Below are 14,341 nucleotides of genomic sequence, written 5' to 3'. Positions count from 1 at the left end.
TAGGCAGAAAAATGTTTTTAAGCCTTCAGGAAAGGTATAATGAAGGTAGTAATAAATCACGGCTTTTGAGGAACTTCCTCTTAATCCGATCCGAAAAGGAGAGGTGTAAAATGGAAATAGAACGCATTAACGACAACACAGTGAAATTTTACATTTCCTATCTTGATGTTGAAGAGCGAGGGTTCAGCCGTGACGAAATTTGGTTTAACAGAGACAAAAGCGAAGAGCTTTTCTGGGAAATGATGGATGAAGTCAATGAAGAAGCCGATTTCGTTATGGAAGGGCCGCTGTGGATCCAAGTGCAAGCCATGGACAAAGGACTTGAAGTCACTGTCACTCGTGCGCAATTGACGAAAGACGGGCAAAACTTGATTTGCCGGATGATATAGAAGAACGCCGCAAAATGTTTTCAGGAGAAGAAGCTGGTTCACAGGAATTCGATGAGTTCGAACCGGTTTATGACGAGGGCGATACAAAGAAACTCGAATACTCGTTTGTTCTTTCTGAAGTGGAAGAATTGCTTCCGATTGCGAAGCGTCTCATGTATATGCCGGTCGATACGGCATTGTACCACTTTGACGGAAAGTATTATATGCACGTGAAGTTTGATGAAATACTGCACTCCGAAAAGACATCAAAGACCAATTGAGCGTCATCACCGAATACTTGCAGCAAACTCCGATGACGATCCACCGTCTTGAAGAATACGGCAAACCGATCTTCAAAGAAGATGCCCTGCCGAACGTATTGCATTATTTCGGATAAAAACCTCCTCTTAGGAGGTTTTTATGCCATTTTATGTAGTGGACGTTCAGACAATTATTTAGGAGCTAACAGTATTTTCCGTATTGCTCACAAAGGCCCTTCAGCGTAAACTGGGAAAAAGGAGAGTGATTCATATACTGACAGCGCTCGATAAAGGCCGTTTATTTACGCTGCAAGCTTATCACACTAGGCAGCAGCTGATTCAGCTGCGAAGGGACCGAACTTTTCTATGTCCCGCCTGCGAAGCCCCAGTCGTCTTGAAAGTAGGCACGACAAAATTCCCCATTTTGCCCATCTCCAGCAATTCTCCTGCACGCCAGGCGGTGAACCGGAAACGCCGCTTCACCTGCTCGGAAAATCCCGCCTGTCCTCTTTTCACGACAACAACATCCCGTTCCGTGTCGAACATTACTTACCCGAAATCAAGCAGCGCCCCGACCTGCTAGCCGAGAAATCGGCGATTGAAATCCAGTGCAGCACATTGCCTGTGGAGCAAGTTGTGAAGCGCAGCCAAGGTTACGCCCAGGTGGGCCTTCACGCCATATGGATCCGCGGCATAGAAGATGTGCCGGCTTCAGGACTGGGCATTTTTCAAATTCGCCCATTCGAAAGAGCGATGTTCCGCGGTGGACAGCTTCGTCCCCATCTCTTGCAATTCAACCCCAATCATTCCCTCTTCATCTACTACTCCAATCTTTTTTATATACAAGGCAACCGTTGGATCGGAAAGGCATCGCTCTTGCCTTTGAAGGAACAAGTCTTTCCTTTTGCGGTGCCGAAACAATTAACCGAAGCGGAATACAGGAAGGCAATATCCCTGATGCGAATAGAAAAGACCAAATACGTCCGTTCCCAATTATTCGCGAAAAACCGGATGAGAAATCCGTTCTGGCGATTGAGTTATGAACTCCAACTCGACAGGGAAGCCATCCCGGAGATTTTTGGGTTGCCGCTTGCAGGCGGGCATCTGTTTCTGGAACATCCGCTTATTTGGCAGATGAAAGCAGCGCTCATGATCGAGTCAGGAAAGCCGGTAGACACGTTATTGGCTAATAAGCTGGTCAAGCTTGCGCCTTCTGGTATAGACGTGCGTACGCCATTGCAGGTGCTTTTGGCATATGAAACCCTCTACAGAAATGGCCATTCCGCGTGTTTTTCAGAAGTGGTGGATATTTCCTATCATCTGCTTGCAAAAGCGTGGGAAAATTGAGAAAATAAGGTGTAATTCGTTTCCCGAAACAAGGGAAAGAGGAGGCAGCCAAATGACGGAAAAATTAATGACAAGAGATCAAGTGCCTGCAGAACTGACATGGCGCTTGGAGGATGTTTTTGCTACAGATGCACAATGGGAAGAAGAATTCAAAGCCGTCTCGGCGCTGGCTGAGAAAGCAGGACAATACGAAGGTACTTTATCAGCCGGGGCGGATGCCCTGTACGAGGCGCTAAACTATAAAGATGAATTATCGGAGCGCCTGCGCAAGCTCTACGCATACGCACATATGCGTTATGACCAGGATACGACAAATTCAACATACCAGGCGATGGACAGCCGCATCAAATCGCTTTTTGCCAAGACGGCAGCAGGTTTGTCTTTCATGACGCCTGAGATCCTGTCTTTGGATGAAGCAGAGCTCAACCGCTATGTAGACGAACATGACGGCCTTAAGCTTTATCGACACGCGCTCGAAGAACTTAATACAATGCGTCCGCACGTGCTGAAAGCGGAGCAGGAAGCGCTTCTTGCGCAATTGTCGGAAGTGGTTGGAGCGTCTTCTGAAACATTCGGCATGCTCAATAATGCCGATTTGGAGTTTCCGGAAATCGAAAATGAAAACGGAGAAAAAGTGCAGATTACACATGGCAATTACATCCGTTTCATGGAAAGCAAAGATCGCCGCGTGCGCGAAGACGCATTTAAAGCCGTTTATGCGACGTATGGCAAATTCCGCAATACCTTTGCTTCCACTTTATCCGGAAATGTTAAACGCGATAATGTCCATGCGAGCATCCGTAATTATTCATCGGCCCGCGAAGCGGCTCTTTCAGATGACCATATTCCGGAAGCTGTATATGATCAATTGGTCGAAACCGTCAACAACAACCTTCATCTATTGCAGCGCTACGTAGCGCTCCGCAAGGAAGTATTGGGACTTGACCAAGTCCATATGTATGACATGTATACGCCGCTTGTTAAGGAAGTCAAGATGGAGATCCCTTATGACAAGGCGACAGGCATGATGCTCGAAGGCTTGAATGCGCTCGGTGAAGAATATGTCGGGATCGTCAAAAACGGCATCGACAACCGCTGGGTTGACGTGAAAGAAAACAAAGGTAAACGAAGCGGCGCTTATTCTTCCGGCGCTTATGGCACAAATCCTTATATACTGATGAACTGGCAGGACAATGTAGACAACCTGTTCACTTTGGCACATGAATTCGGCCATAGTGTACACAGCCACTACACAAGAGAAAGCCAGCCGTTTGTCTATGGCGATTATTCCATCTTTGTGGCGGAAGTCGCATCGACGACGAATGAAGCCTTGTTGAATGAACACTTGGTCAATACGACAGAAGATGAGCAAGAGCGCATTTACTTGCTCAACCACTGGCTGGATGGTTTCCGCGGCACAGTTTTCCGCCAGACGATGTTTGCTGAATTCGAGCACACAATCCACCAGATGGACCAGAATGGTGAAGCTTTGACGGCTGACCGGTTGACGGAAGTGTATTACGAGCTGAACAAAAAGTATTTTGGTGAAGACATGGCAGTGGATGAAGAGATCGGCCTCGAGTGGGCACGCATTCCGCATTTCTACTATAATTATTATGTATTCCAGTATGCGACAGGATTCAGCGCAGCTACTGCATTAAGCAAAAAGATCCTTGAAGAAGGGCAGCCAGCTGTAGAGCGTTATATTAACGAATTCCTGAAAGCGGGCAGCTCCGATTACCCGATTGAAGTATTGAAAAAAGCCGGTGTGGACATGACCTCATCCGAGCCGGTCGAAGAGGCGTGCAAAGTCTTCGGCCAAAAGCTTGAAGAACTCGAAGGATTGCTATTGAAGAAATAAAAGATCAACGAAAACCTCTGCAGCGTGAGACCTGCAGAGGTTTTTTATGCGTCGTCTAGGCATCGTGATTACTTGAATCGGTGAAAGAGGGGGATGGTGGACGATATTATAGCGAAATGGAAATAGGCAAGCTTGAACAATAGAAAAAGGGAGTATCGGAGGATAATAAGTTATTCTTAAATAACTTATTTGCGCGTTATATTTATGTAAGCGCTTGATATTATGACAGATTTGTGAAAATGTTTGTGATTTATTGCATTAACTATTATGGCGTGATATTATTAGGTTGTGAAATTAATCACATACAAACATACACCCCTTTGTTTGAGCGTGAACATTTCTCCCATCCCCTTTGTGTAAGATAAGAAAGGCGCCTTCCGGACGTGGAAGGCGCCTTTCGCTATTATATAGAAGAAAAAAATAAGCTAAGCTCCTGTTGGGAGCTTAGCTTATTTTACTTTCCACAATGTCTCATCTTGCATCGGAATGCGTTCGAGTTTCTGTTGCAACACTTGCTTTTTCAGTTCGCGTTCTGCGGTTTGTTCGCTGATATTGTAGATGCTCGCCACTTCGTGGGTCGCCATTGTCGGATACTTTATGAACAGGTCATCGAGAGAAGGCGGGGATTGCCGGTTGAGCCGGTCTTTTCCCAGCATTTCCTGTAGGATGGTCAAATAGACGTCGTATGAATAAAGGCCTGAAACTTTGACGCCTTCGTCTTCGATGCATTCATTGAAAAAGACGATGCTTGGCACTTCGGAAATTTCCATTTCCCGTGTGATGCGAAGATCGCATTGGAATGCTTTTGCGCTGTGGACCGAGTGGAAATCGTCTTTGAACTCGTCTTGGTCCAATTCAGCTTCTACCGCAATTTCAAGCAGTACATCGTAGGATATGACGTTTCTGGATTGTAGAAAAAGATGTTCTTGCAGTTTGTACAGGAATCGATTGCCTGCCCGTTTGCCCTGGAGCTCTGCCGCTTTGATGGCGACCGAGGGAAGTGCAGGGTGTTCAAGCTCGTCGCTGGTCATATCAGTATTTTTCACGCTCATGTTCAGGGCGGATAATTGTGTGCTTAAGATCATCCGCATTGAAAAGTAATGGCCATACTCGATTTGCAATTTGCGGATGATGGATTGAAGTTCCCAGCATGCGGGATTCATCGGATCCATGAACACGTATAATTCCATCGGTTTGCAGGAAACTTGGTGTTCGCGGATATCCTCTGCCAGATCCAGGTTGCTCACTCCAACTCCTCCTCACTATCGTAATCATTCACCATATGGTGGGCGGTCAAGACGAGACGGTTGAAGAATGTCTCGCGGAATTGGCCGCTGAGCCCCACTTCATCCATCGCTTCACTCATGCACTCAAGCCAGGCTTGCGCGCGATCAGGAGTGATCGGGAATGGATGGTGGCGTGCTTTTAGGCGCGGGTGCCCGTGTTCCGCTGAGTAAATATTCGGGCCGCCTAAGTATTGTGTTAAGAACTGTTTTTGTTTTCTCGCTGTTTCGTTCAGGTCGTCAGGGAAAATGGGTGCAAGTTGCGGATGTGCTGAGACGCGTGCATAAAAGGCGTCCACCAGGTTTGATAAAGTTTCCGCGCCGATTTCATCGTACGGAATAAGCGGTTTTCCAGTCATCAGTCTTGTCCCCTTTGTGTTTGCTGTAAATCCATTCTATCAACGCATGGTAAATATCTCAAACATATCGCATGCCGCAAAAAGGCTATGCCTGCTTTAGCGCTTGGAAGCCGCCTTCATAAAACGTGCGATTTTCTTGTCTGCCGGGCGCAGCGGGATGTGTTTTTCTTCCAGCAAGGAGATGAAAATCCGCTTGCCGCTAGCTTCATCTGTGACTTCGTATTCCAGTTCATAATCCTCCACGCCTAAGTATTCCGAATGATACAGAACGAGAAGCCGGCCGTCGTAAGCGTCTGCTAAAGGATGTGTGGTCAAGGAACCGATGGGGACCAAATCGGACGGGGAAACCCCGAGCCGTTCGAGTTCAGCGGAAACTTCCGGCGCGTTGAACTGGCCCAGCTCCAGCATGGCGGAAGCCTGGTCTTGGTTCAAGGCATCGGTCGTTTCGTAATTTCCGGAAGCGGCCGGTGTTTTAAGCGTGCATTCGAAGCGACTGCCGATGCTGCGCAAGCGCAGGGCTGCCTTTTGGTCGCGCAGCTGAAAATCAGCAGTGTCGAAATAATGGTTGGTCTGGCTGATGGGTGCGGTTTTTTGCTCCGCCAATAATTTGCTATACTCTTCTTTTGTCAGCATGTTCTTGAATTCAATCTCAAGTTCTTTTGTCATCTGTTCACCTCATTACTCCCGCCTTTGCGATACAGCCTCCTTTTCTATAGGAAAGAAGCGGCGTTGCAACAGCGGGGTGGGTCAACCGGCGATAAGCGGGAATTTTGTGCTCGCGCCGGCTGCTCTTGGCTTAGCCGTTAATTTCATTATCGGATAGTTGGGTGCAATCTGCAACGCAGAGCCTTGCTGTGGTAAAATAGCGGTATGAAGAAACAGCCCTGTGCTGGGCTTAAAGGATAGTAAAATGGGCAAAGCAGTGAGGAGGGCCAGACATGGGGCAATGGAATCGTTTTTTGGCGCCGTATAAACAGGCGGTCGACGAGATGAAAGTGAAATTCAAAGGGATGCGCAAGCAATTTGAAACGAATAATACGAATTCACCGATTGAGTTCGTTACCGGCCGCGTAAAGCCGCTGGCGAGCATTTATGATAAGACTTTGGAAAAAGGGTTATTGTTTGAACCATCGGAAGAATTGGCCCGCAATTTACAGGACATCGCCGGTTTGCGGATGATGTGCCAATTTGTTGGAGATATCGAAACAGTCGTGGAGCTTTTGCGCCAGCGCAACGATTTGCGCATTGTCGAAGAAAAGGATTATATTTCGCATGAAAAGCAAAGCGGCTACCGTTCATATCATGTCATCGTCGAGTACCCTGTGCAGACCATCGACGGTGAGCAGCTGATCCTCGCGGAAATCCAGATCCGCACCTTGGCGATGAATTTCTGGGCATCGATCGAGCATTCCTTGAACTATAAATACAAAGGTGTCTTCCCCGAGGAGATCAAGCTCCGGCTGCAGCGTGCGGCGGAAGCGGCATTCCAGCTCGATGAGGAAATGACGCAGATCAGGGATGAGATCCAGGAAGCGCAGGCGTATTTCAGTGAATACAAAGAATCTCCGGGAACTAGATTTCCTGCGGATGCGGAAGGAGGTCGAAAGGATACATGAAATTTTTTATCATATCGAGAAGTGATGAGCTATCCAATCGATTGATGGGAGAGGCCCGTGAGTATTTGGAGGATTTCGGCATGGAATGGAACGAGGAATCCCCACAGATCGTCTTATCGATCGGCGGGGACGGCACTCTGCTCCACGCATTCCATAAATACAGCGACCGTTTGAATTCTGTTGCATTCGTTGGGATCCATACAGGCCACTTAGGATTTTATGCAGACTGGAAACCGATCGAGATCGAGAAGCTCGTCTTGGCGATCGCGAAAAAGGAATTCGAAGTCATTGAATACCCTTTGCTGGAGGTGACGGTGCATTACCGGAGCGACCAGGAATCTTCCACTTATTTGGCTTTGAACGAATCGACCGTAAAATCCCCAGACGTCACGCTAGTCATGGACGTCTTTTTGAACGACAGCCATTTTGAACGGTTCCGCGGAGACGGATTGTGCATGTCGACGCCTTCAGGAAGCACAGCGTATAATAAAGCGCTCGGCGGGGCGATCATCCATCCGTCCTTGCCGGCGATGCAATTGACCGAGATGGCTTCGATTAACAACCGGGTGTTCCGGACTGTCGGATCGCCGCTTGTGTTGCCGTCCCATCACCGTTGCACTTTGCTGCCGGTGAAGGCACCCGATTTCATGGTGACGATCGACCACCTTCAATTGCTGCATAAAGACGTCGAATCGATTGAGTACCGAGTGGCGAAAGAAAAAGTGCGCTTCGCCCGTTTCCGTGCATTCCCGTTTTGGCGCCGCGTCCATGACTCATTTATCGACAGCGAACTGTCGGAGGATTGATGGCATGAAAGCATTTCAAATTGAATTCACTGCAAATGAACGTGGCTTGTTGCGCGAGGCGCTTCAAAATTATGGCATTTCCAAAAGGACTTTGGCTTCTGTGAAGTACAGCGGAGGCCATTTGCTGGTCAACGGTTCTGAAGTGACGGTCAGGCATCCGCTCGAAGTTGGGGATGCCGTGACCGTTATTTTTCCGAAAGAAATACAAGGCAAAGGCTTGACGGCAGAAACAGGACCGCTTGCTATCGTCTATGAAGACGAAGCGCTGTTGATTGTCGAAAAGCCGCCAGGGCAAAATACCACCCCTTCGCGTGAGCAGCCATTTGGCAGCCTGGCGAATATTGTCGCCGGGCATTTCGAACACCACGGCATTCCGTCCACATTGCATATTGCCACCCGCCTTGATAAAGACACTTCAGGGCTGGTATGCATCGCGAAAAACCGCCATATCCATCATCTGCTATCCGTGCAGCAACAGGAAAAGCGGATGAACCGGCGCTATGAAGCGTTTGTGCACGGCGAAGTAGCAGCTGGAAATGCAGTAATCACTGCCCCGATTGGCCGAAAAGACACCAGCATCATCGAACGTGAAGTGAGGGAAGACGGCAAATTTGCCGAGACTGAGATGGAATTGATCCGGTCGGGCGGAGGCATTAGCCATGTCCGGCTGAAATTGAATACGGGCAGGACCCACCAGATCCGCGTCCATTTAGCCCATATCGGGCATCCGCTGCTTGGGGACGATTTATACGGCGGTGGCCGCAAGTTAATCGAAAGGCAAGCGCTGCATTGCACAGAATTGCAGCTCGATCATCCTGTCTCCGGGGAGCGGCTGGCATTTACATCCGCTCTTGCCGCTGACATGCTTGCATTGGTCTAATCACACTGATGGAAGCGGTCTGGCTGATAGGCTTGTGTTGACGGGACCTGGCAAATTTCCATTTCCGGAAAACGCAGGGCAGTCAAAGGCCCTCCGAATACACAGCCGGTATCGATATTGACGGTACGATTCTTGAAATAAGGGGTCGCGACCGGCGTGTGGCCGTAAACAATCCATGGTTTGCCTTGATAGCTTTTCGCCCAATTGCCGCGTACAGGCCGTCCATCGGGATGGTACTTGCCGGTGATTTCACCGTATAACGCAAACGTGATGATGCGGCGGCTCAATGGCAGCCCGATCATATCCTGGCGCAGGCCTGCGTGGACGACAATCAAATCGTCATGTAATCGATGGTAAAGCGGGAGTTCTTCATAAAAACGGATAAACCGGTTCCTGAACTGTTGCTGCGCGCCTTGTTCAAGCTGGCGCCATTCCGCTACGGTCATTTCCAAGCCGTGCAGGAGCTCGACCGGATTGCCTTTGAAAAAACGGTATAGTTTATTGCAATGATTGCCGGGGGAATAATAAAGGATGCCCGCGTCCTGCATGGCGAATAATAGCTGCAGGACATCGAGGGATTTTGGGCCGCGGTCCATGGCATCCCCGACAAATGCGAGCTTACGGCCTTCGGGATGTACTGGAAGGCCATTTTCGAATTGGTATCCAAGCTGTTCGATCAAGTCGAGCAGCTCATCAAAACAGCCGTGGATATCACCGATGACATCATAATTCATATTCTTCAGCTCCTATAGGCGATATACTGATTTCAGTGTAACGCATATCAGGGAAAAAGCTGAAACGATTGAAAGGAGGGAGTATACATGATGGACGAAACGAAGATCCGTGACGAGGAACTGAACGAAGAATTATTGCATGAACTGCTGGAAAAAGGGGATGTTGAAGCATTCCGAGAAGAATTTTTGTCCCACCATCCATACGACCAAGCAAGCTTTTACGAAAAAGCGGACGGGGAAACGAGGCAATTGCTCTATCAGTATCTCTCTCCGAAAGAAATGGCGGATATTTTTGAAGCCATTGAAGTGGACGATGACGAATACGAAGACCTGTTCAAGGAAATGGATACACGCTATGCATCCGATATCCTGTCCTATATGTACACCGATGATGCAGTCGATGTGCTCAATGAACTGAACAAAGATCAAGTCGCCAGCTATTTGACGATCATGGACAAGGAATCCGCCCAGCAGATCAAAGACTTGCTGCATTACGAAGAATATACGGCGGGATCGATTATGACGACGGAATTTGTGGCGATTCCTAAAAATTCGACAGTGCGCTCCGCAATGAATATTTTGCGCAATGCTGCACCGAACGCCGAAACGATCTATTATGTCTTTGTCATCGATGACGACCGTAAATTATCAGGCATCGTGACATTGCGTGATTTGATCGTTGCGGATGAAGACACCTTGATCGAATCGATCATGAACGACCGCGTCGTCAGTGTGCAGGTAAGCGAAGACCAGGAAGAAGTCGCGCGCATGATCAAAGACTATGACTTTCTTGCACTTCCGGTCGTGGATTTCCAGGACCACCTGCTCGGCATCATCACAGTCGATGATATCATCGACGTGTTGGATGAAGAGGCATCTGATGACTACTCCAAATTGGCTGCCGTCTCCGACATGGATACCTTTGACCGCGGACCGCTGACAGCAGCGAAAAAACGTTTGCCGTGGCTCATCTTGCTGACATTCCTCGGAATGCTGACAGCGAATTTGATGGGCATGTTCGAAGCGACGCTCGACCAGGTAGCACTGCTCGCCGTGTTTATTCCTTTGATTGCCGGAATGGCTGGGAATAGCGGCACGCAGGCGCTCGCGGTTGCCGTACGCGGTATTGCCACGGGCGACATCGAAGAAGAAAGCAAAATGAAGCTCTTGTTCCGCGAAGCAGGCACAGGCTTAATTACAGGCGTCATCTGCGGTATCGTGGTCGTGGGGCTCGTTTATTTTTGGAAGTCTGAGTTGCTGATTGGGATGTTGGTCGGCACTGCGGTCGCCAGCTCGATTTTTGTCGCAACTTTGGCTGGCTCGTTTATCCCCTTATTGATACACCGGATGAAGATCGACCCTGCCGTCGCGTCTGGGCCGTTCATCACGACTTTGAACGATATCATTTCCATTCTCATTTATTTGGGCTTGGCGACAACGTTCCTGACGAATTTATAAGCCGGTAAACGACTAAATGAAGCAAGATCACAGAAAGTGCAATTGCACTTTCTTTTTTTATGGGGTAATATTAGTACCAGGTAATAATATTAGGAGGTATATATATGTCTATTTCATTAAAAGATAAAACATATGTCATCATGGGGGTTGCCAATAAGCGCAGCATTGCATGGGGAATTGCGCGTTCATTGGATGCGGCTGGAGCGAACTTGATCTTTACATATGCAGGGGAGCGCTTTGAAAAGTCGGTGCGTGATTTGGTCGCGACACTCGATGGCAAGCATGAGCAGATTTTGCCGTGTGATGTGACCAGCGACGAAGACGTAGAGAAATGCTTCAACACGATCAAAGAAAGCGCTGGAAAAATCGATGGGCTTGCGCATTGCATCGCATTCGCAAAAACAGAAGAATTGTCAGGCGACTTTTCGGATACATCGCGCGATGGCTTTTTGCTCGCGCATAACATCAGCTCGTACTCATTGACAATCGTTTCGAAATACGCAAAACCATTGATGACAGAAGGCGGCAGCATCGTAGCCTTGACATACATCGGCGGCGAGCGCGTCATGCCGAACTATAATGTCATGGGTGTTGCCAAAGCATCGCTTGAAATGTCTGTCCGTTATTTGGCAGCGGATCTTGGCAAGCACGATATCCGCGTCAATGCGATTTCATCCGGCCCAATCCGCACATTGTCTTCTAAAGGCGTCAGCGACTTCAACTCGATTTTGCGTGAAATCGAAGAGAAAGCACCGCTTCGCCGCAACACGACGCCGGAAGAAGTCGGCGACACGGCCGTCTTCTTGTTCAGCAATATGTCCCGCGGCATCACGGGCGAAGTCTTGCACGTCGACAGCGGCTATCACGTCTTATAAAATGCATGAAAAAAACCTTCCGGAGTTTTCCGGAAGGTTTTTTATTATAGCGTTTTTTCCATTTGGCGATGGGGGATGCCGGCATCCATGAATTCGGGAGAGACGACATCATAGCCAAGCCGTTCGTAAAACGGGATTGCATGGCTCTGGGAATTGAGCTGCAGGCGGAAATAGCCGATCGAGCGGGCATATTCCTCCAGCTGTTCCATCATCTCCGCCCCGAAATGATGTCCGCGGTATTCAGGCAACACGCATACACGTTCAACTTTGCCGACGCCTTGTTCGTATTCGCGAATCCGGGCAGCGGCAATTGGCTGTTCGAGTTCATAACCGATAAAATGAGTGGCGCTGTCATCATGTTCATCCATTTCCACATGAAGGGCAACGCCTTGCTCATCGACGAAAACTTTTCGGCGGATTTCAAAAGCCTGTTCTTTTTCGAGTTCGGTTTCAACGATTTTCACTTTCTGCAATTAAGCTTCATCTCCTGACAACCGGAATGTATCGTACACAGTCCACGAACCATCTTCCAATTGATAGAGCAGATGGACACGGTCGATTGTCTCTTCGTGGTCGATGCCTGCCATTTTCAATTGGCCGTAAACATCAGCGTGCTCCGAATCTGAAAGTTTTTGTGCGATGGTGATATGGGGCACAAAAGGATGGTCCGGCATGCCGCCGAGAAAATCGGAGTGGAGGTCTTCGTGAAGATCCATCAGCTCTTTTGAAGGCTCGATTTTGAAATACAAAGCGTTTGTCACCGGCGTGAAGGTGCTGACGCGCGTTGCATGGATGCGGAAAGGTTTTTGGCGCTTGGCGATATTGCCGAGCTCCTCCGCCATCGCTTTGACTTCTGAGTCATCCGCTTCGAAAGGCCCTTTCAATGTAATATGGGGCGTGATCAATTCGTAATGCGGGTCATAGCGTTTCCGGTAGGAATTCGCCAGGTCTTGTAGTTTTTTCGATGGAAATGCTGCAATGCCATATTTCATAATCAATAGACCTCCTCATCTAATAAATGCTTTCTCTTCAATTGTATCAAATTGTTCAGTTTGTTTCCTTAAGGCCTACATGCCAAAATTCATCAACAGCGCCCTTTTCAGGTCAGGCTGCCAGTATTTCCATGTATGGTCTCCTTTGAATTCTTCGTAAAAGAGCGAAAACCCTTTATTTTTCATCAACTCATTCAACTCGCGGTTCGGCGTGAGAAAGTCGGCGGTTTCCCCATTGGTCAGCTTGACTTCGGTTTCTTCCGACCCGATGACATGGTAAACCGTGAATGAATTGTTCATCGAAAACTTCTCGACAGCTTCCATCATTTCCGGCCCGACTTTCGGTGATTGAAGAATGACGCGCCCGAAAATATTCGGGTATTTGAGTGCAGCCATCAAGGACACGGTGGCTGCCAGCGAATCGCCGATCAATGTCCGGCCCATGCCGACTTGGTAGGTCGGGTATTTTTCATCGAGGTAGGGTGCCAGCTCGTGGGCCAAGAAACGCAGATAAGCGGCATGCTGTTCACCGGTCGGCTCGTATTTCCGGTTGCGGTCTTCTACGCTTTTATAAGGAATGCCGACGAAGATGATATTTTCGATCTCCTGGTTTTCCAGCAATTCATCGACGACGCGCGGAACGCGGCCGAGTTGGAAATAATCCTTGCCATCCGATGCGATGACGAGGCTGTATTTATAAAGGGGAGAATAATTTGAGGGCAGGTGGACGAGCACCTGCATGTCTTCTCCCAAGGCATCGCTGTAGAGCGTGAAATCTTCTACGCTTCCTTTGTTCATGATGTTGCCTCCTTCTAATTCTATTGTACAAAAATTGTAACATATTCCCCTATGCAAGGTATAATGGACAAGAAGACAAATCCAAATAGAGAGAGGGGATCGCATCATGGATGGAGGACATTTCCGTGTGCATTCAGAAGAAGTGAACAAAGCAACTCATGAAGCTTTGGAGAGAAGGGGCGTCACGAAAGAAGATATCGCAAAAATCGTGTTGGAAATGCAATTGCCTTTCAATGAAGGATTAACGTTGGCCCATTGCGTCGAGTCGGTCGAAAGCGTCTTGCGCAAACGGGAAATGCAGCACGCCTTATTGGTTGGCATTGAACTCGATGAGCTGGCTGAGCAAGGGAAATTGTCCCAGCCGCTTCAGCAAATTGTCGGTTCGGATGAAGGCTTGTTCGGGGTCGATGAAATGATTGGCCTTGGCGCAGTACTTACTTATGGCAGCATTGCCGTAACGACATTTGGCCATTTGGACAAAAACAAAACCGGCATCATCCATAAGCTCGATACGAAATACGGAGAGCATGTCCATACCTTCCTCGATGACTTGGTTTCGAGCATCGCTGCATGTGCCTCGGCCCGCATCGCACACCGCACGCGCGACCTAGAGGAAGAAGGCAGAAGCTTTGAAGACCTCACTCCTGAAGAGACAGCGCCGGAAACTCATGTACCTGGAGCAGAAATATAAAAAAAGGGTTTTA

At 48.5% G+C, this 14,341-nt stretch carries 15 protein-coding genes and 2 pseudogenes; 10 read left to right on the top strand and 7 right to left on the bottom strand.

The genetic code is table 11. The features are described 5' to 3' along the window. Positions 1-110 precede the first annotated feature (110 nt). The 4 genes and pseudogenes from mecA to pepF all read left to right on the top strand — a co-directional run bounded on the left by mecA (position 111) and on the right by pepF (position 3,836). A pseudogene (mecA, locus tag CW734_RS19440) lies at positions 111-765 on the top strand (adaptor protein MecA). Between the two features lie 125 nt (positions 766-890). Next, positions 891-1,001 (top strand): annotated as a pseudogene (locus CW734_RS20060) (hypothetical protein); the annotation flags it as partial. A 2-nt stretch (positions 1,002-1,003) separates the two neighbouring features. After that, positions 1,004-1,975, top strand: a complete 972-nt coding sequence (locus CW734_RS12215) for a competence protein CoiA (RefSeq protein WP_442956972.1) — start codon at positions 1,004-1,006, stop codon at positions 1,973-1,975. Positions 1,976-2,027: 52 nt separating this feature from the next. Beyond that, positions 2,028-3,836, top strand: a complete 1,809-nt coding sequence (gene pepF / locus CW734_RS12210) for an oligoendopeptidase F (protein WP_101190665.1) — start codon at positions 2,028-2,030, stop codon at positions 3,834-3,836. Positions 3,837-4,285: 449 nt separating this feature from the next. Here the strand turns inward: pepF and CW734_RS12205 are convergent, their stop codons facing one another. The 3 genes from CW734_RS12205 to CW734_RS12195 form a co-directional block, all read right to left on the bottom strand. Continuing rightward, positions 4,286-5,083: a ClpXP adapter SpxH family protein gene (locus CW734_RS12205; protein WP_101190664.1), complete on the bottom strand. Its 798-nt coding sequence runs from the start codon at positions 5,081-5,083 to the stop codon at positions 4,286-4,288. Next, positions 5,080-5,478: a globin domain-containing protein gene (locus tag CW734_RS12200; RefSeq protein WP_101190663.1), complete on the bottom strand. Its 399-nt coding sequence runs from the start codon at positions 5,476-5,478 to the stop codon at positions 5,080-5,082. The genes CW734_RS12205 and CW734_RS12200 overlap by 4 nt, the downstream gene beginning before the upstream one ends. A 96-nt stretch (positions 5,479-5,574) precedes the next feature. Further along, a complete protein-coding gene (locus CW734_RS12195) occupies positions 5,575-6,144 on the bottom strand; it encodes a CYTH domain-containing protein (RefSeq protein WP_101190662.1) in 570 nt (189 codons plus the stop codon). A 272-nt stretch (positions 6,145-6,416) separates the two neighbouring features. Between CW734_RS12195 and CW734_RS12190 the strand changes: the two genes are divergently transcribed. The 3 genes from CW734_RS12190 to CW734_RS12180 are packed head-to-tail and all read left to right on the top strand — an operon-like array spanning position 6,417 to position 8,780. Beyond that, positions 6,417-7,094 carry a GTP diphosphokinase gene (locus CW734_RS12190; protein ID WP_058383404.1) on the top strand — a complete coding sequence of 226 codons (678 nt, stop codon included), beginning with the start codon at positions 6,417-6,419 and terminating at the stop codon, positions 7,092-7,094. Then, the gene (locus CW734_RS12185; RefSeq protein WP_101190661.1) at positions 7,091-7,900 is read left to right on the top strand and encodes an NAD kinase; all 810 of its coding nucleotides are present in this window, start codon (positions 7,091-7,093) and stop codon (positions 7,898-7,900) included. Before CW734_RS12190 ends, CW734_RS12185 begins: the two co-directional genes overlap by 4 nt. A gap of 4 nt (positions 7,901-7,904) precedes the next feature. Then, complete coding sequence (locus tag CW734_RS12180) at positions 7,905-8,780, top strand: RluA family pseudouridine synthase (protein ID WP_180956216.1); 876 nt, start codon at positions 7,905-7,907, stop codon at positions 8,778-8,780. Here CW734_RS12180 and prpE read toward each other — a convergent pair. Further along, positions 8,777-9,514, bottom strand: coding sequence for a bis(5'-nucleosyl)-tetraphosphatase PrpE (gene prpE, locus CW734_RS12175; protein WP_101190660.1), 738 nt, complete (start codon positions 9,512-9,514; stop codon positions 8,777-8,779). The two genes, CW734_RS12180 and prpE, sit on opposite strands and share 4 nt — an antisense overlap. A gap of 87 nt (positions 9,515-9,601) precedes the next feature. On the opposite strand from prpE, the gene mgtE reads away from it, so the two are divergent. Together mgtE and fabI are read left to right on the top strand one after the other, a co-directional pair. Beyond that, positions 9,602-10,972, top strand: a complete 1,371-nt coding sequence (gene mgtE, locus CW734_RS12170) for a magnesium transporter (RefSeq protein WP_101190659.1) — start codon at positions 9,602-9,604, stop codon at positions 10,970-10,972. Between the two features lie 104 nt (positions 10,973-11,076). Further along, on the top strand, positions 11,077-11,847 hold the full coding sequence (fabI, locus tag CW734_RS12165; RefSeq protein ID WP_068869553.1) for an enoyl-ACP reductase FabI: 771 nt from the start codon (positions 11,077-11,079) through the stop codon (positions 11,845-11,847). A gap of 44 nt (positions 11,848-11,891) precedes the next feature. Here the strand turns inward: fabI and CW734_RS12160 are convergent, their stop codons facing one another. The 3 genes from CW734_RS12160 to CW734_RS12150 form a co-directional block, all read right to left on the bottom strand. Then, entirely contained in the window at positions 11,892-12,320 is a 429-nt protein-coding gene (locus tag CW734_RS12160; RefSeq protein ID WP_058383410.1) for a GNAT family N-acetyltransferase, read from the bottom strand. Continuing rightward, on the bottom strand, positions 12,321-12,839 hold the full coding sequence (locus CW734_RS12155; protein WP_058383411.1) for a YjcG family protein: 519 nt from the start codon (positions 12,837-12,839) through the stop codon (positions 12,321-12,323). Between the two features lie 75 nt (positions 12,840-12,914). Continuing rightward, the gene (locus tag CW734_RS12150) at positions 12,915-13,637 is read right to left on the bottom strand and encodes an alpha/beta hydrolase (protein ID WP_101190658.1); all 723 of its coding nucleotides are present in this window, start codon (positions 13,635-13,637) and stop codon (positions 12,915-12,917) included. Positions 13,638-13,743: 106 nt separating this feature from the next. Here CW734_RS12150 and CW734_RS12145 point away from each other — a divergent pair, with 106 nt between their 5' ends. Beyond that, the gene (locus CW734_RS12145; RefSeq protein ID WP_101190657.1) at positions 13,744-14,328 is read left to right on the top strand and encodes a phosphatidylglycerophosphatase A family protein; all 585 of its coding nucleotides are present in this window, start codon (positions 13,744-13,746) and stop codon (positions 14,326-14,328) included. The last annotated feature ends 13 nt before the right edge of the window (positions 14,329-14,341 follow it).

The sequence above is a fragment of the Planococcus sp. MB-3u-03 genome (genome assembly GCF_002833405.1).
Classification (GTDB): Bacteria; Bacillota; Bacilli; order Bacillales_A; family Planococcaceae; genus Planococcus.
Note: the sequence above shows the minus strand (reverse complement) of the source record. Positions and strands in the feature narration are given on the sequence as shown.